Annotated in this window: 22 protein-coding genes; 10 read left to right on the top strand and 12 right to left on the bottom strand. The window is 42.5% G+C overall.

Going from position 1 to position 23,126, the window contains the following annotated elements; translation table 11 throughout:
- The first annotated feature begins 71 nt into the window (after window positions 1-71).
- Entirely contained in the window at window positions 72-1,037 is a 966-nt protein-coding gene (locus HYN46_RS07780) for an SPFH domain-containing protein (protein WP_114898851.1), read from the top strand.
- Window positions 1,034-1,459, top strand: coding sequence for an NfeD family protein (locus HYN46_RS07775; protein ID WP_114898850.1), 426 nt, complete (start codon window positions 1,034-1,036; stop codon window positions 1,457-1,459). The genes HYN46_RS07780 and HYN46_RS07775 overlap by 4 nt, the downstream gene beginning before the upstream one ends.
- Here the strand turns inward: HYN46_RS07775 and HYN46_RS07770 are convergent.
- From HYN46_RS07770 to HYN46_RS07760, 3 genes are all read right to left on the bottom strand, one after another.
- Complete coding sequence (locus HYN46_RS07770) at window positions 1,436-2,023, bottom strand: GNAT family N-acetyltransferase (protein ID WP_114898849.1); 588 nt, start codon at window positions 2,021-2,023, stop codon at window positions 1,436-1,438. The genes HYN46_RS07775 and HYN46_RS07770 overlap by 24 nt on opposite strands.
- Window positions 2,024-2,104: 81 nt before the next feature.
- Window positions 2,105-2,932, bottom strand: coding sequence for a mechanosensitive ion channel family protein (locus HYN46_RS07765; protein WP_114898848.1), 828 nt, complete (start codon window positions 2,930-2,932; stop codon window positions 2,105-2,107).
- 272 nt (window positions 2,933-3,204) lie between these two features.
- Window positions 3,205-3,441: a sulfurtransferase TusA family protein gene (locus tag HYN46_RS07760; RefSeq protein ID WP_114898847.1), complete on the bottom strand. Its 237-nt coding sequence runs from the start codon at window positions 3,439-3,441 to the stop codon at window positions 3,205-3,207.
- A gap of 178 nt (window positions 3,442-3,619) precedes the next feature.
- Between HYN46_RS07760 and HYN46_RS07755 the strand changes: the two genes are divergently transcribed.
- Entirely contained in the window at window positions 3,620-5,143 is a 1,524-nt protein-coding gene (locus HYN46_RS07755) for a M48 family metalloprotease (protein WP_162818119.1), read from the top strand.
- 125 nt (window positions 5,144-5,268) lie between these two features.
- Here the strand turns inward: HYN46_RS07755 and HYN46_RS07750 are convergent, their stop codons facing one another.
- Entirely contained in the window at window positions 5,269-5,718 is a 450-nt protein-coding gene (locus tag HYN46_RS07750) for a GatB/YqeY domain-containing protein (protein ID WP_114898845.1), read from the bottom strand.
- 154 nt (window positions 5,719-5,872) lie between these two features.
- Entirely contained in the window at window positions 5,873-6,088 is a 216-nt protein-coding gene (gene rpsU / locus HYN46_RS07745; protein ID WP_114898844.1) for a 30S ribosomal protein S21, read from the bottom strand.
- 270 nt (window positions 6,089-6,358) lie between these two features.
- Between rpsU and tsaD the strand changes: the two genes are divergently transcribed.
- Window positions 6,359-7,375 carry a tRNA (adenosine(37)-N6)-threonylcarbamoyltransferase complex transferase subunit TsaD gene (gene tsaD / locus HYN46_RS07740; protein WP_114900675.1) on the top strand — a complete coding sequence of 339 codons (1,017 nt, stop codon included), beginning with the start codon at window positions 6,359-6,361 and terminating at the stop codon, window positions 7,373-7,375.
- Between the two features lie 74 nt (window positions 7,376-7,449).
- Here tsaD and HYN46_RS07735 read toward each other — a convergent pair whose 3' ends face one another.
- From HYN46_RS07735 to tusD, 4 genes are all read right to left on the bottom strand, one after another.
- The gene (locus HYN46_RS07735) at window positions 7,450-7,836 is read right to left on the bottom strand and encodes a TusE/DsrC/DsvC family sulfur relay protein (RefSeq protein ID WP_407640777.1); all 387 of its coding nucleotides are present in this window, start codon (window positions 7,834-7,836) and stop codon (window positions 7,450-7,452) included.
- The gene (locus HYN46_RS07730) at window positions 7,824-8,150 is read right to left on the bottom strand and encodes a hypothetical protein (RefSeq protein ID WP_162818118.1); all 327 of its coding nucleotides are present in this window, start codon (window positions 8,148-8,150) and stop codon (window positions 7,824-7,826) included. The genes HYN46_RS07735 and HYN46_RS07730 overlap by 13 nt, the downstream gene beginning before the upstream one ends.
- A gap of 5 nt (window positions 8,151-8,155) precedes the next feature.
- Entirely contained in the window at window positions 8,156-8,515 is a 360-nt protein-coding gene (locus HYN46_RS07725) for a DsrE family protein (RefSeq protein ID WP_114898842.1), read from the bottom strand.
- Window positions 8,516-8,607: 92 nt separating this feature from the next.
- Entirely contained in the window at window positions 8,608-8,979 is a 372-nt protein-coding gene (gene tusD / locus HYN46_RS07720) for a sulfurtransferase complex subunit TusD (protein WP_114898841.1), read from the bottom strand.
- Between the two features lie 90 nt (window positions 8,980-9,069).
- Here tusD and galE point away from each other — a divergent pair, with 90 nt between their 5' ends.
- A complete protein-coding gene (gene galE, locus HYN46_RS07715; RefSeq protein WP_114898840.1) occupies window positions 9,070-10,074 on the top strand; it encodes a UDP-glucose 4-epimerase GalE in 1,005 nt (334 codons plus the stop codon).
- Here the strand turns inward: galE and nudC are convergent.
- The 3 genes from nudC to dnaQ all read right to left on the bottom strand — a co-directional run bounded on the left by nudC (window position 10,071) and on the right by dnaQ (window position 14,355).
- Entirely contained in the window at window positions 10,071-10,766 is a 696-nt protein-coding gene (gene nudC / locus HYN46_RS07710) for an NAD(+) diphosphatase (RefSeq protein WP_407640797.1), read from the bottom strand. The two genes, galE and nudC, sit on opposite strands and share 4 nt — an antisense overlap.
- Window positions 10,767-10,890: 124 nt before the next feature.
- Complete coding sequence (locus HYN46_RS07705; protein WP_114898839.1) at window positions 10,891-12,588, bottom strand: hypothetical protein; 1,698 nt, start codon at window positions 12,586-12,588, stop codon at window positions 10,891-10,893.
- A gap of 255 nt (window positions 12,589-12,843) precedes the next feature.
- Window positions 12,844-14,355, bottom strand: coding sequence for a DNA polymerase III subunit epsilon (gene dnaQ / locus HYN46_RS07700; RefSeq protein WP_114898838.1), 1,512 nt, complete (start codon window positions 14,353-14,355; stop codon window positions 12,844-12,846).
- A 328-nt stretch (window positions 14,356-14,683) separates the two neighbouring features.
- Here dnaQ and HYN46_RS07695 point away from each other — a divergent pair, with 328 nt between their 5' ends.
- The 5 genes from HYN46_RS07695 (at window position 14,684) to HYN46_RS07675 (ending at window position 23,125) form a co-directional block, all read left to right on the top strand.
- Window positions 14,684-17,536, top strand: coding sequence for a LysM peptidoglycan-binding domain-containing protein (locus HYN46_RS07695; RefSeq protein WP_114898837.1), 2,853 nt, complete (start codon window positions 14,684-14,686; stop codon window positions 17,534-17,536).
- Between the two features lie 113 nt (window positions 17,537-17,649).
- Window positions 17,650-19,389 (top strand): extracellular solute-binding protein, encoded by a 1,740-nt coding sequence (locus HYN46_RS07690; RefSeq protein WP_162818117.1) that lies wholly within the window; start codon window positions 17,650-17,652, stop codon window positions 19,387-19,389.
- Window position 19,390: 1 nt separating this feature from the next.
- On the top strand, window positions 19,391-20,479 hold the full coding sequence (gene yejB / locus HYN46_RS07685) for a microcin C ABC transporter permease YejB (RefSeq protein WP_114898835.1): 1,089 nt from the start codon (window positions 19,391-19,393) through the stop codon (window positions 20,477-20,479).
- Window positions 20,476-21,504, top strand: a complete 1,029-nt coding sequence (locus HYN46_RS07680; protein ID WP_114898834.1) for an ABC transporter permease — start codon at window positions 20,476-20,478, stop codon at window positions 21,502-21,504. The genes yejB and HYN46_RS07680 overlap by 4 nt, the downstream gene beginning before the upstream one ends.
- A complete protein-coding gene (locus HYN46_RS07675) occupies window positions 21,482-23,125 on the top strand; it encodes a dipeptide ABC transporter ATP-binding protein (protein ID WP_114898833.1) in 1,644 nt (547 codons plus the stop codon). Before HYN46_RS07680 ends, HYN46_RS07675 begins: the two co-directional genes overlap by 23 nt.
- Window position 23,126 lies beyond the last annotated feature (1 nt).

Genomic DNA, 23,126 nt, shown 5'->3' with positions numbered 1-23,126 from the left:
ATTTGAGATGTAATTCTAATACTGACGTCAGAACTTAATCTTAGCGTCAGATTATCTAGGGAAGTAATGATATGCTTGGAAGTTTTTTGATTGTTCTTTTGGTTTTGGTGGTATTTATCGGGCTACAGGCTATTAAGATAGTCCCTCAGGGTTTTCTATATACCATTGAGCGTTTTGGTAAATATAGTCGCACGCTTGAGCCTGGCTTGGCTTTTATTACTCCTTTTATTGAAAAAGTTGGAAAGCGGGTCAATGTGATGGAGCAGTTATTAAATGTTCCTCCACAACAAGTCATCTCACGTGATAACGCTGGTGTTACGATTGATGCCGTCTGTTTTTATCAAATCATGGATGCTTATAAGGCATCTTACGAAGTTAGTAATCTCCCCATAGCCCTTAACAATCTTGTCATGACCAATATTCGTACCGTCATCGGTTCAATGGAATTGGATGCCATGTTATCGCAGCGTGATCAGATTAATGGTCAGTTATTGTCTTCGATTGACCATGCAACATCGCCTTGGGGAGTAAAAATGACGCGGATTGAGATTAAAGATATTAATCCACCCGCTGATTTGGTCAACGCGATGGCTTCTCAGATGAAAGCTGAGCGAACTAAACGTGCCTATGTACTTGAGGCGGAAGGTCGTCGCCAAGCTGAAATTCTGACTGCAGAAGGTGAAAAACAGGCTCAGATCCTTAAAGCTGAGGGTGAAAGACAAGCAGCTTTTTTACAAGCCGAGGCCCGTGAGCGACTCGCTGAAGCTGAAGCCACTGCAACACGCCAAGTTAGTGAGGCATTGACCAATGGTAACGTTCAAGCCTTGAACTATTTCATTGCACAAAAATATGTTGAATCCCTCAAGGACATGGCGAAAAGCACAAATAGTAAGGTTATATTTATGCCGCTTGATGCTTCTGCGTTAGTAGGCGCTGTCGGGGGCGTTGCTGAACTCTTGTCTGAACGTACTGGGCAAGCGACCTCTGTCGCTCCCCCTAAACCATCACGATTCACACCGCCACAGGATCGCACATGAGTGCTTGGGTATTTTGGCTGATCATTTCCAGCATTATGCTTATTGCTGAACTAATGACAGGAATTCTATTCTGTCTATGTTTAAGTCTGGCTGCACTGATCACTGTTGCTGTGACATGGATCCTGCCGCCATTTGGTCAGGGTATCGTTTTTGCCATTCTATCAACGATATTTTTGATCATTTGGGCGCGCTGGCGCCAGCAACAAACAGCTTTAGAAAAACCTGTGATTTCGGAAATTCAGCATCATCTCATTGATCATGTATTGATTCTTTCGCGTGCGCTTGAGCCGACGGCTCAAGTCCGCGTAGGGGATAGTTTCTGGCTAGCACGAACAGAAGATGGGCTATCACTAGCAGAAGGAACCAAGGTAAAAGTCATCGCAATAGAAGGCACTGTATTAGTTGTCCGAGCGATCGATTAGATTATTTTGCTGGTGTTTCCACTGATGATATGAAAGCCTATATAGGCAGTGTGCTCGAAGCGGGCTGCCTATTGCAACTGAGGGATGCTCGAAATTTTCCTGTATATGACGCATCCCAATTCGCTCCATGACCCTTTGCGATTTCTGATTTAATAAAGCAGTAAAAGAAACAATCTCTGATAAATGAAGGACTTCAAACCCAATCTGTAAAACATGGCAGGCTGCTTCCGTCGCAAACCCTTGTCCCCAGAACTCAGCTGCTAGGCGCCAGCCTATTTCTACACATGGAGAAAAGGGTAGTGTCGCGGTCGGAATATGCAACCCCACAAAACCAATGAATTGCTGCGATGTCTTAACCTCTACAGCCCATAATCCCCAACCTCGCTCCGCAATCAAAGATTGACAGCGCGTTGCCATGGCATCACTTTCACTGACGCTCAATGTAGAAGGAAAGTGTGCCATTACCACTGGATCAGCATTTAATTCCGAAAATAACGGGTAATCCGAAAGTTGCCATTGACGAAGTAACAGGCGCTTTGTTTCAAATTGAATGATTGGAGGCATATTGGATAAATCATGATAATTGGGGGCTGCCACAAACTGTAATATAGCAGCCCTAATAACCCCAACGATGGCTTAATTAATTCAACTTTGAACCAAATGAACGACTCGCTGAGGAAAGGGGATGCCAATACCTGCATCGGTTAATTGTTCTTTAGCTTGCTCCATGAAGTCGAAAGTGACAGGCCAATAATCTGCATTGGCTACCCAAATTCGTAACGTAATATTGATGGCATTATCACCTAGTCCCGTCACATGAACTGCTGCTTCTGGCGTTGCAAAAACGCGTTGATCACGGGCTATATTCAGTAATACCTCACGAGCACGTTTAATATCACTATCGTAGTCGATCCCTAGGTTAATATCGATACGACGCATGGGCTCACGTGAGTAATTAGTAATATTTCCATTTGATAGGCTGCCATTGGGTACGATCACAACCTTATGGTCTGCTGTTTTCAACGTTGTATGAAAAATCTGGATGCTATCGACATTACCACTCACCCCACTTTGCGCTTCTATCCAGTCTCCGATACGAAAAGGACGGAATAATAGAATTAATACGCCACCTGCAAAGTTGGCCAAACTTCCTTGCAATGCCAGTCCAATCGCTAGTCCAATAGCGCCAAGCGCAGCAATAAATGAACTGGTTTCTATACCGATCATTGATGCGACACTGATCATTAAAGGAACTTTAAGGAGGATGTTTGCTATCGTACAAATAAAACTGTGCAATGCCGGATCGACGTTTTTTGTGCGTAAGATCCATCCAATCTTTTGAGTCAGTTTGTTGATTAGCCACCAACCGATAATCAGTGTAATGAGTGCTAAAAGTAACTTACCACTGTATTGCATGATGACTGGAAGCCAAGTCTGTGTTGACCTTGTAAGCTCATCGATACTCAATTGCATAAGAGCTCCTTAAATATAAGATGAAAAAGATTATTAAAAATAAAATTTTATTTTTGAAGGCTTAATAAATAGAATGACGTAAATCTGCAATTCGAAAATTTCTGAGAAAAATCAGAGAGAATGCAAGGAAGAGGGGCTATTATAGTTTGTATGCGTTGGTACTTTGTATAAGTTATTCAAAGCTTTGTTTATCTAAGTTTAGTTTCGGATTTAAATTGTTTAAACAAGAATGTAAGCTAACCAGAGTGTATAAAGAGTGGTTGTTTGTTGTATCATTTTTTATGAATATCAAAAATAAACTTATTTTGTTTATCGTCGTTAGGATGTTGAATACAGACTAAGTCTGCAATATCACAATATCGCTTGATATCTTGTTGACTCATTGGATCTGTCGAAATAAGGCGAATATGCACATCATCAGCTTGATCAGCTTGTTGACGTAAAGTCATTTTAAGTTTGAGTAATGGCATAGGGCAGTGTAAACCACTGGTATCAATTTCAAATATCATGGTGCTTAGGACTCACTTCCATATCTAAAACTTTCAAGTGTGTCAGTATAGATTCATCTTTATCGGCTAGGCTAGAAATGTTTCATAAAGAGATGATTTTCGTTGCAAAATCATACTATCGCTCTGAAGATTACCACTTGATAATTGATGAATATTGATCATGATGAGTTATTTTAGCATGCTAATAAGATGTAATCTTATTCTATGGACACTGGGCATCTCCGCAATATGTCCAATGCTCACTCATGCCAAGATAGAGTCAGATGTTTGGGATACGCAGGTCCACTCCTCAAGTGAAAGCTACATTTTACCCACTTTAGGTTCCCAGCCTGGATTAATTGATCAAGCGCGGGATAAGGCTATTGGCGAAGCAGTATTACGAGAAATTAATAAAGAAGTGCCTGTGGTCGATGATCCCTTGATTCAGGATGACTTGGAGCGGATGTATCGGCGGATTTATGCTCAAACCTTGCTGGGAACACCAACTGCACTATTACTCATCCAAGATGAGGAAATTAATGCCTTTGCTGTACCGGGAGGCTTAGTTGCAATGAACACGGGATTACTGCTCAGTGCGGATAATGCAGATGAGGTTGCAGGAGTACTTTCACATGAAATCGCGCATGTGAGTCAGCGTCACTATAGTCGCCAGACTGATGCGATGAAAAATCAAAAATGGTGGGCATTAGGTGGAGCCATTGCTGCAATTGCCTTGGCAAAAAAAGATGGAGATACTTCATCCGCACTTTTTATGGGAACGCAAGCTTCATTGATGAGTCAACAACTTGCATACAGTAGGGATAATGAGCGGGAAGCTGATCGAGTCGGGATGCAGCTCATGCAAAGTGCGGGTTATGATCCTAGAGCAATGCCTGATTTTTTTGAGATTATGCAGAAGAAAACCAGAATGGTCGGCTTTGTCCCGTCATTTATATTAACTCACCCCTTAACAAGTGAACGTATTAGCGAAGCAAGGCTCAGAGCAAACCAATATAGTTTGGATCAAGTCAGATCAGCTTCTTCTATAATGAATCAGAGTAATAGCATATTAGGTTCTGCACAGCTTGATGCATTTCATGTAATGCAATTGCGTGTTGCCGCTGTAACGAATACAACTAATATTGCGGCATTGATTCCACAAGCAAAAACAGATGATGCAGCTGCACTTGCTTTAGCGTATTTATACCAAAAAGCAGGAAGAATTGTTGAAGCCAGAAAACTTGTCACCCCCTTACTCACACGCTATCCAGATTCGGCTTATGTAACAATCACTGCAGCTGAAATTGAGATCGCTGATAATAAGTCTGCTATAGCAATCAAACTGCTTGAACCTTTATCGCGAGTTATGCCTGAAAGCCGCCCAATCATCATGACTTTAGCACGGGGCTATGTGCTTTTAGGTCAAGGGCAAACTGCAATTGAGTTACTGCGTCCCTGGACACTTAAACGACCTCAAGATATTCAGCTCTGGCAATTGATGAAGGAGGCTGCAGAAAAACTTCCCGCCACAAATAAAAATGCGATTACTGTCCTGAGATATCGTGCTGAAATGCTATTTTGGCAAGGTAATATAGACTCTGCTTTACGTTCACTTGATCGAGCAGAAGCGCTTGCAGATAAAAAATCGGTTGAGTTTGAACTCATTGCGCAGCGCACTAAATATATGGAGCAAAAAATGAAAGAGAAGCTGAAAGACTTATAGTTTTGGGTATTATTAACTCTGAAGAATGGAAAGCCTTAGAGTTCGCAAGTCTGCAATCAATATTTGAGGTATATTTGGCTTTTTTTATTAAGTTTTAAAACAACCAAATATACCCAATATTTCAATTAAACCGATAATTTTGCTTTGATACGCGCAGAGACATCACTAGCATCAGCACGACCAGCTATCAAAGGCCGCAGTGCATTCATAACTTTTCCCATATCACGGATACTGGTTGCGCCTTGGGCAGTGATTTCATTTGCAATGAGTGCTTCAAGTTCTTCACTCGTCATCGCAACCGGCAAAAACTCACTGATCACTTCCAGTTCAAATTGCTCTTTTTGCGCAAGATCATCACGTCCTGCATTCGTGTATGCACTAATGGACTCTTTACGTTGTTTGAGTTGTTTTTCCAGCAATGCTAAAACACGGGCATCATCTAACTCCTCGCGCGTATCAACTTCAATTTGTTTGATTGCTGCTTGTACACCACGAAGTACGGATAAGCGATCAGATAAACGCTCGCGCATTGCAGACTTGACTGATTCGGTTAAACGGAGTTTTAGCTCGGACATGAAATGAAATATCCTTATTTGGAATGACAATAAATTTAAAAGAGGCGTTAAACATGTAGCTAAAAAGATAAAAGCCGAGACATTGAGCTCGGCTTTAAATCTGATAACGCATTTACTGACACATTAATGAATTCACCAATGTGTGAAAATCATCTTAGTACAAGCGAGTTGTACGTACAGATTCACGTGACAGTTTTTTAGCGTGGCGTTTCACAGCCGCTGCTTTTTTACGTTTACGCTCTTGAGTCGGCTTTTCATAGAACTCACGTTTACGTACATCAGCCAAAACGCCTGCTTTTTCGCATGAACGTTTGAAACGGCGGATTGCGACGTCAACTGGTTCGCCTTCTTTAAGCTTAACTTGTGGCATGTAACTTCCTCGAACTTATTGTTCAGTTTAGGTTCAGTGATTCAATATCGGTTGGTCTACAGATGCTCATTTTAACACAATTTTCGCCGTGATCAATAAACATCCGTCTTGGTTAGACGAAGGCGGCTATTCTACCGTGAAGTTTTATGGGTGACAACCATGAAACGTAGATATATACAGGTTTTTTGCAAATTTTTTTCATTAAATCACAATGAAAACTCTATAATGCGCACCTTAGGTGGTCTTCTGATTATTGTAAAGGTTGATTTTATGCTGGTTTTGGGTTTGGAAACATCATGTGATGAGACCGGTTTGGCTTTATTTGATAGCGAAAAAGGTTTGCTTGGACAAGTTCTACATAGTCAAATCGCATTACATGCTGAGTATGGCGGTGTCGTACCCGAACTGGCATCGCGTGATCATGTCCGCAAAATGATTCCTTTATTAGAAACGCTTCTATCACAAACCCAAACTAAGAAGTCTGATCTTGATGCAATCGCATTTACGCGAGGCCCTGGCCTCATGGGTGCGCTGATGACTGGCGCATTATTTGGGCGTACGCTGGCTTTTGCATTAGACATTCCAGCGATCGGCGTACACCACATGGAAGGGCATTTGTTAGCCCCTTTGTTATCTGAGGCGCCCCCAGAGTTTCCTTTTGTTGCATTGCTTGTGTCAGGGGGGCATAGTCAGCTTATGGCTGCCTATGGCATTGGTCAATATGAATTATTGGGTGAGTCGATTGATGATGCAGCAGGTGAGGCATTCGACAAGGTTGCAAAAATGATGAACTTGCCATACCCCGGTGGACCCAATGTAGCGAAATTGGCTGAATCAGGTGACCCACAAGCATTTAATTTACCGCGCCCCATGTTGCATCAAGGTCTAGATTTCTCGTTTAGTGGTATGAAAACTGCTGTTCTGAATCAATATAAAAAAATTGAAGGCCAAGGACGCGATGCCGATTTGGCAGCGAGTTTTCAAGAAGCGATGGTAGATACCTTAGTCAAAAAATGTGTTCGTGCACTTAAGCAAACTGGTCTTAAACGCTTGGTTATTGCAGGGGGTGTCAGTGCAAATCAGGCGCTTAGAACACGATTACAGGAGGAGCTCAAGCGGATTGCTGCAAAAGTTTATTACGCTGAACCCGCCCTCTGTACTGATAATGGTGCCATGATTGCTTTTGCTGGGTGGCAACGACTAAAAGCCGGGCAGCATGATGAACTTGCCGTGACGACGACACCACGTTGGCCGATGACAGAACTCGACATACCGAGACAAGAATAATCCCCTAATATTATTGAATAATAATTGTTACATGTTATTAGTTAAAGATAACATGTAACTTGATGGGGTGAATCTTATAAGCAATTCGCTGGTTTTGGTAATCCAGACAAACGCGCCAGAGTGCGTGCAACGAGGCCCGTGTTGAAGAGTGCCATGAGATGAGCGTTTGTCATTTCAGGACCGATTGATTGCAACAAAAACTTGATCAAGGGGCGAGTTGCTGGCGCATGTTCAAATCGTTGATAAAAAATCCGCATTGCGAAAAGTACCTGTAAATGTACCTCCGTCAAGACAAGATCGTCATGTGCTGCCAACAAATGCGCAACTTCGGGTGTCCATTCTAGGTGATTGATTAAATGACCATCTGAGTCTACTGTAGGTATTTCGATGGGCAATATCAGTTCTTGGGTCAATTGATCTTTTGAGATGCCTTTGTCTTTCATTCGATTTAACAGCGCCATGTCAAGGTTCGTTGAAATACGAGGGTCCATTCGGCCCACTGATCTATAGTCACAATTTGTATGGGGTTAGCATCGTTTGGAGCGATACCCAACAGTTGCATGTCTGACTGCAGAATTGCAGTATGATCAAATGATGCTAATTTTATCGAATGATAACCCTGCGCCGCTTCTGCTATCAAAAGCAGTAAATCACCCCATTGCCACACCGACTGAAGCTGTGGCAATAGTACTGGCCAGTAACGTGGGGCTGCAGTGAGCAGATGTAAAGTATTATTGCAAGATTCTATTTTTAGTGTCTCTGTATTATTTTGCACGATATTTACCATCTCAGCACCCCGTCATATGATCCCAATACTGCTGAGTTTAATTCAACGAGTTCATACTCGATCATGGTCTCACTGAGTGTTGATTGATGTTGTTCTGCGTTGGTTTGGTCTACCCATATCGGAAGTAAATCATAGAATTCAAAACTTTCGATTAAGGCGTGAGCAGACTTAAAAGGGTGTAGCGTATTTTCTTCGTTAATGAGAGGTACTCTTAATAAGCCAATCCCATCACCAGTCAGCACTATTTTAATTTGGATACCATACGTCGCCAGCACCATCACTGCGGAAAGCGATTCTAGTAGTAATTGTCCTTGAAGTGGACTCTGACTAATGATGATGAGGAGTGTTTTCATATAAGTATTGGACGTACTGCATAAAAAATGCTCTGCATAGAGCGGTTTATAACACTACTTTTCGCAAAGAATAAGCCAGTAAATTTATCAGATTAAAGGTGAATAACGCGGTCGACCTGCAACATTGAATCGGCAAGATCACCCAAACCCACTAAACGAAATCCTTCAGCAATGTTTTCACCTTCTAACTGGTGACGTGTTGCATTATCTTTATCGGTAACACCGCGGAGTAAAGCAGCACTAACACAAACGGCACAGTCTAAATCAAGTTGATGCCATAATTGCGCCAAATTAGGTTCATCACTTGGCCGCCAATTCAGGCGATTGGCAATGCTTGCAGCATCTTGGTAGAAAAATAATTTAACCTGTGCGCCTTGTTGAAGTAGTGATTTTGCTAGCTCGACACTATACCATGCCAGTGGAGAGGTCATGGGTTCTGTCAATAAAAGTAAGACGCTGCTCATAAAAAAGTATAGGATTAGCAAGATTGAATTCATGGGCATAATAGCAGTTATCAAGAATTCATAGTCAAAGATATTGCGTAAGGAAAGTAGATGATTTTACTCACAGGCGGACTTGGTTATTTAGGTTCGCATATGGCTGCACGACTCGTTGAAGAGGGCCATGATGTTGTCTTGCTCGATAACCTTTCAAATTCAAATATTTCGGTCTTGCATCGCTTGAAACAATTAGTCGGGCGTGAGATTCCATTTGTTCAGATGGATGTCAGAGCAAAAAAACAGTTGCAGCAAATATTTGAAAAATTTTCGGTGACCAGTGTCGTGCACTTTGCTGGATCAAAGTCTGTCAATGAGTCAATTTCCCAGCCTTTAGATTATTATGATAATAATGTTAATGGTCTCATTTCGCTTTTACAGGTGATGAAATCTACAAACGTTAAAACTATTGTTTTTAGTTCAACTGCCGCTGTCTATGGTGAACCTGAGTCACTCCCGATTGCTGAGGATGCAAAGCAAGCACCGATCACACCCTATGGTCGTAGTAAGCAGATGTGCGAATTCATCTTACAAGACTTATCACGCGCTGAACGAAATTGGCGAATTGCAGTTTTACGGTATTTTAACCCTGCAGGTGCTCATGAAAGTGGTTTGATTGGTGAAATACCGCATGGCATACCAAATAACTTAATGCCTTATATTGCTCAAGTCGCAAGAGCGGAGCGTCCCTATCTACAGGTATTTGGCAACGATTACGCAACCATTGATGGTACTGGAGTGCGCGATTATATCCATGTCCAGGATCTTATTAGTGGTCATTCACAAGCTATTACTTGGCTCTCCGAGCAAACTGAGGCTTTTGAAATATTAAATTTGGGCCGCGGGGAAGGGATCTCCGTCATGCAGATGCTTAATGCTTTTTCAAAAGCTGTCGGGCATGATTTACCTTATCAGGTGGTTCCGCGCCGTCAGGGTGATTCTGCAAGTGTTTATGCTGATGTTACACATGCCAAGCGGTTACTAGGGTGGGAAGCTGTGCGAACGGTAGATGATATGGCGATTGATATGTGGCGCTTTTATCAAGGTTTAAATGCCGACTAATGATTATATTGACTGATGATTTGCTGGATCATTCGGTGTGCAATAGACCCAGTGGGGGGAACAAGAGGGAGTTGATCGAAGGCATAGAATGCCGCTTCGGCAATTTCATCCTCTTGTAAGACTAATTCACCACCTGCGTACTCTGCATGAAATCCAATCATAATATTGGAGGGGAATGGCCAAGGTTGACTACCCAAGTAGCTGATGTTTTTGACATCAAGCCCCACCTCTTCTTTAACCTCTCTTGCGACTGCTTGTTCTAGTGTTTCTCCAACCTCAACAAAGCCAGCAATTAAACTAAACATCGGCATATTAGATCGGGATGAACGCGCAAGTAGTAAACTATGTTGGTGACTAGAATCATTACGTGTAATGGCAACAATAACGCAAGGCTGTAATCTTGGGTACTGCGTATACTCACAATTAGGACAAACCATTGCATACTCATTGGCATGGGCAACAGTTGCTGTGCCACAGCGGCTACAGTAACCATGATTCCGGCGCCACTCTAATAATTGGATACCACGTGAGGCTCGCTCAAACTCAGCAGTAGACCAGCGGGTCAGAAGCTGACGTAATGGTGTAAGCGGGTAACCCACCAACTCCTGTCCAGGCTCCATTGCCCTAGCTACAAAAGTGGCATCACTTGTCACAGCAATAACAATATCAGTTGGATAGCTTTCTGAAAGGATAGGGAGTTGCCCGTCTTCATTGACAGCAATTGCATTGCCATCAATGAGGAGTCCGTAGGTTCTTACGTCAAAATTATTGGTTTGAGTTGGTGGCAAAGTACTCAACACGGTAATCCTTTAACTTCTAAGCCGCAATTTGATCAACAGGATAGCCTAATTTGGCCAAACTGCGCTCACCAAAATGGTAAGGATTTTCACCTGCTGGTTTTTTCTTCTCCATGCCTTCCAGAACGTAATCAACACATGCTATAGCATCCGTCAGATACTCAATGGATTGCAGGCTGGGTTGTGTGATTTCAAATGATTCGTGCACATATTGAGCCGCTGCACGAAGAATAGCTTGTCCGCGTGGTGCATTTAAAAACGCCATGGCGCCACTCACAGACTCACAAGCCTCTGCAATACTTTGTATCTGCGTCGCATCTGCATTGTTATCGAGATATGAAAGAATAACGTCCATCGCACCCGCTAAGCTTGTTCTGCTTTCTGCAACGATTAAGCTACGTGCATCGACCAACTGATGCAGCGAGATACGTAAATTTGTAAAAGGTAGCATGACTAACCCTGGAGTATGGGTCTGTTCCATAAGAATAATGGCATTTTCACTATCAAGTAGATGATCCATCAATGCGTTAATTTGGTTTTCATCAGGAAGACTTACCCATTCTTTAACCCGATTTGCTTGATCAACGAGCCCTTTACCAGCGTAGTTTAAAGTGAGTACTTCCAAAGTCTGTCCAAGCTCCTTTAAAGAATTACTCAACGTGTTTAAAGCATCATCGGGTTGTTGATTATTCACAATCAGATCCACAAGCTCTTTAATTTTGGCAATATCTTGATGTACTAATTGACTAACCGTATGAATCATCTCTTGGTCAGGCCCAAATAGAAACTGCTTATGATTTAGAGTTTCTTGATCTGGTTTCACCAAATCAGTTAAACCAAATTTTGCCAATAGTGGATTTGCATCATCCATAATCGCAGTCATGGCGAGAAGGTCCGCAATAGAATCGCGTGTGAGGGGGGTATTTTGCTGAGTAATGCGTCGCTCAATATGGATCAATACACGTTTACGACTATCCGTTAATAGGCTACTCGGCTTAAGCGTTGCAATCACTTGAGCGGCAACCTGCCAGTAAAGCGCCTCTGGTTGGACGCTCAAAGACGTCATTAATGTGGTCGCTTTATGCATTAATGCAAAATCACGTGCTTGGGATTTTTTTTGCAACACAGCCCGTAGGCCTGTTTGAAACATTTGTACAAGTTGGTCTTTAATGACTTGTTTCTGATTTTCTTGTAGTGCAAGGGGGGATGTTGTAGCAGCCGATGCATTTTTTTGTATCGCATCCTCATCAAGGTAAGGCTGTAAATAATAACCTTCCGAAAGGAAAGGAAGACCTAATAAATTACGGATTAGGTTGGTAATTGGTAATAACAACTGGGCAGATAACGTTTCATTCAACAATACAAATTCAAGATAACGGGTTAGCGTCATCAATCCTTCACTGAGCGCAGTGATTTTGCTGTCATCTGTTGTATCCGGATTCTCTGAAATATTAATCAACAGCAAACGGATTCCATCTGATAGCTCAATAGCGCCATCCATGCGTAACAATTTGAGAATACCCGTGACTTGATGCATCGCATCTGCCGCATCAAATAAGCCAACAGTGACACTTTGATCTGAAATAAATAAGCTTAATGCAGACTCGACCTGATTCAAGGATGCATTGATTTCCGATTTGACAATATAAAGAGAAGAGATATCAAAGTGCTGGACATCAAAATATGATTTTGGATTTGAGACGAGTGATGCAGGCATGTTCCTTTCCTGTTGTTGAATCCGTGCTATATCCAATGATGTCACGATCACTGATTTAACTCAATCATGTTTCATGACTAAACACTAAATATGAATAGAAATATATGGTTAAGCATAAATTAAGTTATTCTATAAACCAAATGTGCTGATCGCTTAATCACTTTTTATTCATCTTTCGATAAGCATGCTAATCAAGAGAAACCATTAATGCCAACTGATTCGCGTTCTAGACATCAGCTTGATGTATCCATGATGCTATGAAGTTTGACTTTGTTCCCATTTATGCCAAATAGAAATAGCGCCATCCCGACCACTATCCATTTCCGCTATCCATGCTTGATGAAGATTGAGTTCGTCTGTATGGGCTTTTACAACAGCGAGTTTACGCTGAATACGCGGACGGCTTTCATTGATTTGATTGCTGCGTTCCTCCTGAGTATCCATATCCAATGTAACTTGACCACCAGTCAACAGCAGATATACGTCCGCTAGAATCTCAGCGTCTAGTAATGCGCCATGAAAGGTACGATCACGCTCTTTGATTTCATAACGTTTAGCTAATGCATCCAGCGAGTTTTTTTGCCCTGGATGTTTGCGCTTCGCAATGGCCAATGTATCAGTGACTGTGATTTGCTCAGAAAGAGGCCGACGCCCAGCCATTTCCATTTCGGCTTCCAAGAAGCGCATGTCGAAGCTTGCATTATGAGCAATCACTTCCGCACCCACCAAAAATGCCTCAAGCTCATCGGCGATATCAGCAAATAAAGGCTTATCACTCAAAAAAGCATCGCTGAGACCATGGATGTTTTCCGACTCACCAACTAACCGTTGCGGATTTAGATAAACATGCAGTGAGTTTCCAGTCAATTTGCGATTAATCAACTCAATAACGCCAATTTCGACAATTCGATCGCCTGTTTTGGGATCAAAACCTGTGGTTTCTGTATCTAAGATGAGCTGACGTTTACCACTACTGGTAAATGCATCTAATCGCGCTGTATTGTGAGTGCGAACTATCCCTTGTGACTCTTCGGTATAAGCATCATCAGGTAGGGTAGGTGTCAAAGAACCTTGGGTTGCCAATGTCTCTTCAGCTTCATCGAAACGTTCATATGACTCTGACAGATCTTGATCTTCTTCATTTAACCAATTTGGTTCTTGATAATCATCAAACTCATCTGGTGGCAATAACAAATCCATCAGCGAAGTTGACTCGGTATTTTTGGCTTTAATGATAAGTGGCTTATCTTCAGGAGAATCCATATGTGCGGCAAGTGTCTGTTTTTTATCATTGGCTAATGCTATAGACGGTCCTTGAGTTTCTAAGCCCTGATTTGCCAGTTGATCTGCTTTTTCATTGCCAGCATGTCCCGCATGACCTTTAATCCAGCGCCAGTCTATTTTTCGATTTTGGCTGAGCTTGTCGAGAATTTTCCATAAATCTGCATTGATGACGGCACCGCCATCACTCTTCTTCCAGTTTTTTTTCTTCCAATTATGGATCCACTCGCTAATCCCTTTTTGAACATAATTCGAGTCTGTCCATACCGTTGCCGCAAGCGTAGGGTCTGTACGCGCTAATCCTTCTATTGCAGCCATAAGCTCCATGCGATTATTGGTGGTATGTGGTTCTCCGCCACAAAACTCTGCTTTTTTGCCATCCGCATACTCCACATAAACACCCCAACCGCCTTTACCAGGATTACCCCGACATGCGCCATCGACATAAAGCGTAATCATTTGGGATGAGGTTGTGAGTAGCGACATGGTGATATCCGAGTTTACTGATTAAAATTAAAACGATAGAAAGAGTACTAAATTGAATTCGGAATATTTTCTGAGCTTTCAGCACTAGAAAGATAGAAAATATTGCAGATACACAGCGAATAAAGAACTATTTAAGGCCATTATGCCGTAATTTTTCGTCAAGGTTTTGGAGTATTCGTGTGTAACAGTTCACATAACTTTATAAAGTGTAGGACAAGATACCACAAACGCAACATTCGCTTACGTCCAAACACTTTATGAGTATTGGTAGAGCATGCATTATCGGTCTACAATGTTAATTACATATGCGTTTGACTTGGAATAATACATGATGTCGTCGTTTTTGCTGCCTGCGCAAGTCGGTCCTGATGCAATACTTGCACAAACACCTAAACAAGATGGTCGCGTTGGTACCTTACCAATGCTATACCGTTATACCCCTCATGCATTAGTCCTTGCCATTGCCGGAATTATGGCTGGCTGTAGCTCAACGCCACCGCAGAATTCTGCACATAAGATTCCGAATAAAAAAAATCACTCAACACAATCACGTAGCAATCCACAGGATAATCTTGATCTCGAAAGTGCAGACTCCTTAGAGGAGTTACTACAAGCAACAGATATGGAAGCGGTAGAAGGCGATCGTCTTGCCGTTCTACGCTATGGTAATTTATGGAACCGTATACGAGTGGGTTATCGCTTGGATTTATCAGTTGAAAATCCGAGAATTAGTGCGCAACGTAACTGGTTTGTCAGCCGCCAGCCTTATATTGACCGCTTGTCAGCTCGAGCCAGCCGTTATTTTTACTATACCGTGACTGAAGCAGAGCGTCGTGGTATTCCAACTGAGCTTGCCTTATTGCCAGTTATTGAAAGCTCCTATGATCCTTTTGCAACAAGTAACGCCTCGGCAGCAGGGATGTGGCAATTTATCCCAAGTACGGGGCGTATCTATGGTCTACGCCAAGATGCTTACTACGATGGACGCAGAGATGTTGTTGAATCTACCCGCGCAGCTTATGATTTTCTCACCAGCCTTTATCAGAAATTTGGTTCATGGGAACTCGCATTAGCGTCCTACAATGCCGGACCAGGCCGTATCCAACAAGCGATCAATCGCAATATTGCGCAAGGGTTGCCAACCGATTACTGGTCACTGAAGTTACCTGAAGAAACCATGAATTATGTGCCGCGTTTTATTGCGGTTGCTCAAATTATCAAAAATCCAGAAAGTTACGGTATTCAACTAAATAGTATTGCAAACCGTCCACACTTCCGTGCAGTGACCTTGCAAGGACCTGTTGATCTCGCGAAAATTGTTGAAACAACCGGCTTGACCAGTAAGGAAATCTTCGAACTCAATCCAGCCTTCTTACAGGGTGTTACTGCACCGAATGGTCCTTATCGCGTTTTGATTCCGACCAGTCTTTCTGCTTCGGTGGACGCACGACTTAAAAATCTGCCTACTGTAGATCCGAGTCGATTTGGTGTGACCGATACAGGTAGTCTGCTCGCGATGAACCAGCCTATCACCCAGACGATTACTCAAACCATAACGCGTTCAGATGGTAAAACCTCTACTTCAGTCAGTACGCCTCAAGCTGCAGCAATTATGGCAACCGGTAACGTGGTGAGTAGCAGTAAGACAGCGAACATCACTGAATCTGTGACGGTTCGTAGTAATCAGCGAATTCCAAGCAATGCCGATGCACTAGCAGCCATGGCCAATCAAGCCAGCGTACCATCTCAAGCGAATGTTCAAAAAGCTGTTGCAAATGTTAACAACAGTGCGAATGCTGTACAAAGTCAAAGTACCGCAGCTCAAACGATTGTTAGCAATATTCCAGCCCCAATTGTCGCTAAAACCGATGCAACTACAATGACGATTACGACACGGCCTTCATCAACAGTGCAGCCCATTGTGAGTAATCCGAATATCTCAGCAACTAACATTACTGCAAATAATACCTCAACACCTACAGACAGTTCTGCGCCAGTGACTCAATCACCGATTATTGTGGCTCCTGCAACAACGTCGAATTCGGCTCCAATAGTCGCTGTGGCTATTGATCCGAAGAGTGCTGATATCAAAAACGGCTCATTACCAAATTTGAGTGCGGATGATAAAAGTAAAGTTGTCACTGAAATTAGATCGATTACATCATCCAACACCCCAGTTGTTGATCCATTGGACGGCAAAATTCAGCTGACGGCTATTCAGACTCAGCAGTCCGTGCTAGATAAGCAAGGTGAAACTCGTTCATTAAGTTATGACCAACCTTATTTAAAATCACCTACCGCAACAGATATCAAGACCCATAAGTTGACACCTGTTGAAACCAAAGTTGTAGCCGATGTCAAAGTAACGGATAAGCCTAAAGGCGTGCGGACAATTTATATCGTTAAAGCCGGTGATACCTTAGCGAATGTGGCAACGAAAGCAGGACTAGCATGGCGTGACATCGCTAAATGGAATCAGATGGATGCCAATGCGAATTTGATCACAGGAACACCTCTGTATCTATATGGTGCGAAAAAAATTGTTGAGGCGCCTACGACTTATGTAGTTCAGGCAGGAGATACATTGACGGACGTTGCCGCACAGTTCAACCTAACGAATCGAGAGCTTGCAGATCGTAATAATTTAAAAGTCACGAGTAATTTGATCACAGGAACTCGCTTGAATCTTGTGGCAAACGCTGATAGTTCTTCTTCCAAAGATTCTGCTGGTAAACTCGCCGACAAGGCGAGTGATTCAGCAGCAACTAATGCAAAATCCAGCACGATAAAAACAGATGACTATACGATAAAACGTGGCGATACCTTAGCCAAGATTGCTAGTCGTTATAATTTAAGTGTTGGTAGCTTAGCGAAACTCAATGATATCCCAGCAACAACCTCATTATTGGTAGGCGATACGATCAGTGTTCCTGCAATTGAGTTGCCGAATAAAAAATCATCTGCTAAAGATGACAAGTCATCTGCTGATAAAACACCAACAAGTGACTATAAGGTTAGAAGTGGAGAGACATTGGCCCGTATAGCAGCCAAACATGGGCTAACAGTCGTGGCTTTAGCCGATTTAAATGATATCCCCGCAGATACACGAATCCAAGCCGGTGATACCATCAGCATCCCCGAACCTGAAAAACCAGTAGCGAAGAAAAAGAGTCATCGCTAGTCATGTGCTGCAACCGCCCAAGGATGGGCAGTATTCAGGTTATTATAGTTAGTCTGGTATTTTTTCTAATCACACCAGCATCTGCCATCGTAACTACAAGCAATGCCATAGCATTGAATGGAACACCGTTACATGCTAAAGAATCATTTTTCCCTTATGCCAATCCCAATGCCCCCAAGGGTGGGACTTTTTCAACGATGGCACAGGGCACCTTTGACAGTCTCAATGCACTGATCAGCAAAGGGACTGCTGTGAATGGAACAGCCTATTTATCGGATTCTTTACTCGTAAGCTCATTGGATGAACCTTCTGTCGCTTATGGTTTGCTTGCAGATAAAATCACACAAGATACTGAAGATCCCTCGTGGATCATTTTCCATATTCATCCCAATGCTCGATTTTCTAATCAACTACCTGTCACCGCCGATGATGTAGTTTTTACGTTCGAGACGATCCTGACTCAAGCTGTTCCAGGTCTTCGATCTTATTACGGGGATATCAAAAAAATCACTGCGCTTGATCAGAACACGGTACGTTTTGATTTTAAAAACAAGCAGAATCGTAAAATTCCATTTGCGATTGGTCAAATGTCTATTTTATCCCGTCAAGATTGGAAGAATCGTTCCTTTGATCAAGTGACGATGACTCCACCATTGGGCAGTGGACCCTATATTGTCGAAAGTATTGATGCCGGTCGGAGCATTATCTACAAACGCAATCCTCAATATTGGGGACGTGATTTGCCCGTTAATCAAGGTAAATATAATTTTGATCGAATCAAATATCTCTATTACCGAGATTTAGATACTGCCTTTCAGGGTTTCAAAGTCGGGCAATATACCTTTCGATTAGAAAAATCCGAACGATCTTGGGTTCGTGGTTATGATTTTCCTGCCATTAAAAATGGTTTGGTTATTAAACAAGTTTTGCCGAATCGCAATCCCGTTACGATGAGTGGACTCGTTTTTAATCTACGTCAATCGAAATTTCAAGATATCAACGTACGTCAAGCCTTGACGCTTGCCTTTGATTTTGAGTGGCTAAACAAATCTGTTTTAAATGGACAATACACACGGCTTCAAAGTTATTTTTTTAATAGTGAACTTGAAGCAAAAGGTCTACCCACTGAAGCCGAGCTCGTCTATCTAAGACCATTATTACCCCATTTACCCAATGCAGTACAGCAAGGCATATTGACCGCTTGGCAAGCACCGATGAGCGATGGACAAGGCTTTAACCGCGACAACCTATTAAAAGCACGGCAGTTATTGTTAAATGCGGGCTATCGTTATGTGAATGGTCATTTATTTGATGCCCATGGTCAGCCTTTTAAGATTGGATTCTTAAGTAATGATGAGAGTCAGCAGCGTATTATTCTGCCATTCATTCGCAATCTCGGAAAACTAGGTATCAGCGCAAGCCTTCGTGTTGTCGATATCCCACAATATATAGAGCGAACACGGCGCTTTGATTACGACATGATCATGGATACATTTCCACAAACCTTAACACCGTCAAGCGAACAACAAGGCTATTGGGGAAGTCAGGTCGCAGAGCAACCAGGCAGTCTCAATACGGCAGGCATTCAAAATCCCGTAGTTGATATGTTGCTGAAGCAATTGGTGGTTGCTAAAGATCGACGCTCTATTATCGATTTGAGTCGCGCATTAGATCGCGTACTTCGCGCAGAATTCTATATGATCCCTCTATATGGCTTCGTGGGAAATCGAGTCGCGTATTGGAATCAATATCAAATGCCCAAACAGCGCCCCCTCTATGATATCGGCGTGGATTACTGGTGGATTGATGCCAAAGCGGAGCAAAAAATTAATCAGTATATAGGCAGCCAATAAAATGACTGCCTATATATTTAAACGTCTTCTATTAATTATTCCAACCTTGTTTTTAATTCTGCTGACGAACTTCATCATTGTACAGACGGCACCAGGTGGCCCAGTCGAGCAAGCTATTGAGCGTGCAAAATTCGGAGCACCAGGTTTAGGTCATGTAGGTGAGTCATCGGGTGAAGTGGGTAAGCTTGCGCAATCCAATCAAGCTCTGTATTTAGGTGCGAGGGGATTATCACCAGAAATCATTCAACAAATTAAAGTTCAATATGGTTTTGATCAAAGTGCCACTGAGCGTTTTTGGATGATGATTAAACAATATGCGTCGTTAAACTTTGGCACTAGTTTTTTTAAAGACAAACCTGTGATTCAACTGATTATTGACAAGCTACCCGTTACAATCTCATTAGGTTTGTGGAGTACATTGCTGATTTATGCAGTGTCGATTCCATTGGGCATAAAAAAAGCCTTGGGTCATGGTGGTCAATTTGATCAATGGACGGCCTTATTGCTGGTCGTTGGCAATGCAATTCCCATGTTTATCTTTGCAATTTTATTGATTGTCTTTTTTGCTGGGGGCTCGTATTTGCATTGGTTTCCTCTTCAGGGACTGATGTCTGAAAACTTTGATCAGTTAAGTTTTTTTGGACAGATAAGAGATTATTTATGGCATATGACATTGCCATTGATCGCTATGACTATCGGTGGTTTTGCTGCGGTGACCTATCTCGTTAAATTCTCATTCGTAGAAGAGCTAAGTAAACCTTATGTGCTCACTGCGCGTGCCAAAGGTTTGACCATGGGTCGTGTGCTCTACAGGCATATCTTTCAAAATGCGATGCTGGTGCTGATTGCAAGATTGCCTGAGACCCTGCTTGGGATCGTGCTCACCGGGAACCTACTGATTGAGATCGTCTTTAATTTAGATGGAATCGGCTTGCTGGGTTTTGAGGCGATACAACAACGTGATTATCCCGTTATTTTCGGCATCTTATTTATTTATACGCTTGTTCAACTGCTGCTCCGATTGATGAGTGATCTTTTATATCGCTGGATCGACCCACGAATTGATTTTAATCAAAGAGGGATTCAATGATCGATTTGACTCAATTAAGTCCGCTGTTGCAAGGGCGCATTCAACGATTTAAGCAACATCAGTTTGGTTATGTGTCTCTTTGGATATTTATCTTCGTATTGATCATATCCTTGTTCGCTAACTTGATTGCAAATGATCGCCCCCTCTTGCTTTCTTATAAAGATCATCTGTATACCCCTATATTCAAGCAATATCCCGAAACGATGTTTGGCGGTACTTTTGAAACCGAAACAGACTATCGTGATCCTGTGGTCAAAGAATTGATTAATAAAAAAGGCTGGATGATTTGGCCACTAATTCCTTTTTCAGACCAGACTCCTAATTTAGAACTCAACGTTTCTGTCCCCTCTGCACCATCTAGCCAAAACTGGTTGGGTACTGATGATCAGGGTAGGGATGTCTCTGCAAGAATTTTATATGGTTTGCGTGTATCAATTTTATTTGGAATTGCATTAACGTTTGCAGGTACGTTGCTCGCTATTGTTGTAGGTGCAGTGCAAGGATATTTTGGTGGTTTAATCGATTTAATCGGTCAAAGATTAGTAGAGGTCTGGGGAGGGATGCCTCAGCTCTTTTTAACAATGATCTTGGTAAGCATTTTCTCACCCAGTGTTTACTGGTTATTTGCCATTATGTTGTTGTTTGGCTGGATGAGTTTAGTCGGCTTAGTCCGTGCAGAGTTTTTAAGAGCGCGGCATTTAGACTATGTTCGTGCTGCGCAAGGTATGGGGGTAAGTCCATTTAAAATCATATACAAACATATCTTGCCTAATGTTTTTAGCTCAAGTTTATCGCAGATCCCTTTTATATTAACTGCAAATATTACCGCGCTATCCACCTTGGATTTCCTCGGTTATGGCCTACCGCTCGGGTCACCCTCTCTAGGCGAACTTTTTACGCAAGCACGTAATAACTTGGATTCTCCTTGGTTAGCTCTATCTGCATTTTTTACTTTTCTCATTCTACTCACCATATTAGTCTTTATCGGGGAGGCTGCTCGTGATGCATTCGACCCCAAGCGTTAATATAAAACAAAGTAATCTGCTAAGCGATTCTGTACCAATCTCTTTAGCGGTTAGAAATCTAACGCTTTCTTTAAAAGTGCAACACAAAACCTTAATAGACTCGCTGTCTTTCGATTTGTATCCTGGACGCACTCTTGCACTGGTCGGCCAAAGTGGCTCAGGAAAATCGTTATCAGCGCTCGCACTGATGGGGTTATTGCCTGATACCATCAGTGTTGTAGGGCAGGTGATGCTGAATGGTGATAACATTTTAACTTTATCCGAGAAGGCGTTATGCCATATTCGGGGTCGAAAGATTGCTATTATTTTCCAAGAGCCGATGACTGCGCTCAATCCGCTACATACTGTTGAAGATCAAATTGGCGAACGGATACTTTTATCAGGATTACCTGAAGTAAAAAAAAGACAACAAGTCATTGAGCTATTAATTCAAGTGGGTATGACAGAGCCCGAACAATATCTAAAACGTTACCCGCATCAGTTGTCTGGTGGTCAAAGACAGCGAGTCATGATTGCGATGGCGCTGGTGGGTAATCCAGACATTTTGATTGCGGATGAGCCTACAACAGCACTTGATGTCACCATGCAAACGCAAATTCTAGAGCTCATCAAGGAGATTCAGCTCAAACGACAGATGGCGTTACTCCTGATTAGTCATGATTTGAGCCTAGTGAGCCAATACAGTGACGATGTCATAGTCCTTCAGGAAGGGCGTGTCATTGAACAAGGCCGTACGGATCAAATTTTTAAGCAACCTCAGCATGAGTATACGCGAAGTTTATTGAACTATCATTTTGGCGATCCATTGCAAATTCCTTCAGATAAATATGCACAGATTCTTAAGATTCGAGATTTAAGTGTCCGATTCAACTCTCAATCATTGGGAGTGTTGAGTTACTTTCGACAACATAAATCTCATCTCAGTTTTGAATCCTTAAAGTCCCTAAGTTTTTCCTTACAACAAGGAACCGCTTTAGGAGTGGTCGGCGAAAGCGGATCGGGGAAAACCTCTTTGGCACTTGCGATTGCACGTTTAATATCAAGTTCAGGCGAGATTTGGCTCGGTGATGACGCCTTACATGGCTTAAAGCAGTCTGCATTGCGACCATTTCGCCATCGTTTTCAAATGGTATTTCAAGACCCTTTCGCAAGTCTAAACCCACGATTCAACATCGAAAGTATCATCGAAGAGGGCATAGAGGCACAGATTACATCAGCCAGTGAACGTCGTCAGGCGGTGGCATCGGCCTTACGGAAAGTTGAGTTACCCATAGACTTTATGCACCGCTACCCCCATGAGCTATCTGGTGGACAAAGGCAGCGTGTTGCACTTGCGCGTGCCCTGATCATGCAGCCGGAGCTACTCATTTTAGATGAGCCAACCTCGGCACTCGATCGAACAACGCAGCGCGCTTTAGTCCGACTACTACGGAAATTACAACAAGAAGAAAAACTCAGTTATCTATTTATCAGTCATGATTTAGCGGTCGTCCGCGCATTATGCCAACACGTTTTAGTCTTGCAGGACGGTCATATGATTGAGCTACAATCGACTGCAGATTTGTTTGCCAACCCTCAAATGGAGTACACCAAACGCTTGATCACTGCCTCATTATTTTAGG

This window comes from Aquirhabdus parva (assembly GCF_003351745.1).
GTDB classification, from domain to species: domain Bacteria; phylum Pseudomonadota; class Gammaproteobacteria; order Pseudomonadales; family Moraxellaceae; genus Aquirhabdus; species Aquirhabdus parva.
The sequence above is the reverse complement of the archived record's forward strand: the minus strand, read 5'-3'. Positions and strand labels throughout refer to the sequence as shown.

Excerpts from the sequence above, each read along its gene's own strand:
- HYN46_RS07780 (WP_114898851.1), top strand. The coding sequence starts at position 72 with ATGCTTGGAAGTTTTTTGATTGTTCTTTTGGTTTTGGTGGTATTTATC.
- HYN46_RS07775 (WP_114898850.1), top strand. The coding sequence starts at position 1,034 with ATGAGTGCTTGGGTATTTTGGCTGATCATTTCCAGCATTATGCTTATT.
- HYN46_RS07770 (WP_114898849.1), bottom strand. The coding sequence starts at position 2,023 with ATGCCTCCAATCATTCAATTTGAAACAAAGCGCCTGTTACTTCGTCAA.
- HYN46_RS07765 (WP_114898848.1), bottom strand. The coding sequence starts at position 2,932 with ATGCAATTGAGTATCGATGAGCTTACAAGGTCAACACAGACTTGGCTT.
- HYN46_RS07760 (WP_114898847.1), bottom strand. The coding sequence starts at position 3,441 with ATGATATTTGAAATTGATACCAGTGGTTTACACTGCCCTATGCCATTA.
- HYN46_RS07755 (WP_162818119.1), top strand. The coding sequence starts at position 3,620 with ATGCTAATAAGATGTAATCTTATTCTATGGACACTGGGCATCTCCGCA.
- HYN46_RS07750 (WP_114898845.1), bottom strand. The coding sequence starts at position 5,718 with ATGTCCGAGCTAAAACTCCGTTTAACCGAATCAGTCAAGTCTGCAATG.
- rpsU (WP_114898844.1), bottom strand. The coding sequence starts at position 6,088 with ATGCCACAAGTTAAGCTTAAAGAAGGCGAACCAGTTGACGTCGCAATC.
- tsaD (WP_114900675.1), top strand. The coding sequence starts at position 6,359 with ATGCTGGTTTTGGGTTTGGAAACATCATGTGATGAGACCGGTTTGGCT.
- HYN46_RS07735 (WP_407640777.1), bottom strand. The coding sequence starts at position 7,836 with ATGGCGCTGTTAAATCGAATGAAAGACAAAGGCATCTCAAAAGATCAA.
- HYN46_RS07725 (WP_114898842.1), bottom strand. The coding sequence starts at position 8,515 with ATGAAAACACTCCTCATCATCATTAGTCAGAGTCCACTTCAAGGACAA.
- tusD (WP_114898841.1), bottom strand. The coding sequence starts at position 8,979 with ATGAGCAGCGTCTTACTTTTATTGACAGAACCCATGACCTCTCCACTG.
- galE (WP_114898840.1), top strand. The coding sequence starts at position 9,070 with ATGATTTTACTCACAGGCGGACTTGGTTATTTAGGTTCGCATATGGCT.
- HYN46_RS07705 (WP_114898839.1), bottom strand. The coding sequence starts at position 12,588 with ATGCCTGCATCACTCGTCTCAAATCCAAAATCATATTTTGATGTCCAG.
- dnaQ (WP_114898838.1), bottom strand. The coding sequence starts at position 14,355 with ATGTCGCTACTCACAACCTCATCCCAAATGATTACGCTTTATGTCGAT.
- HYN46_RS07695 (WP_114898837.1), top strand. The coding sequence starts at position 14,684 with ATGATGTCGTCGTTTTTGCTGCCTGCGCAAGTCGGTCCTGATGCAATA.
- yejB (WP_114898835.1), top strand. The coding sequence starts at position 19,391 with ATGACTGCCTATATATTTAAACGTCTTCTATTAATTATTCCAACCTTG.
- HYN46_RS07680 (WP_114898834.1), top strand. The coding sequence starts at position 20,476 with ATGATCGATTTGACTCAATTAAGTCCGCTGTTGCAAGGGCGCATTCAA.
- HYN46_RS07675 (WP_114898833.1), top strand. The coding sequence starts at position 21,482 with ATGCATTCGACCCCAAGCGTTAATATAAAACAAAGTAATCTGCTAAGC.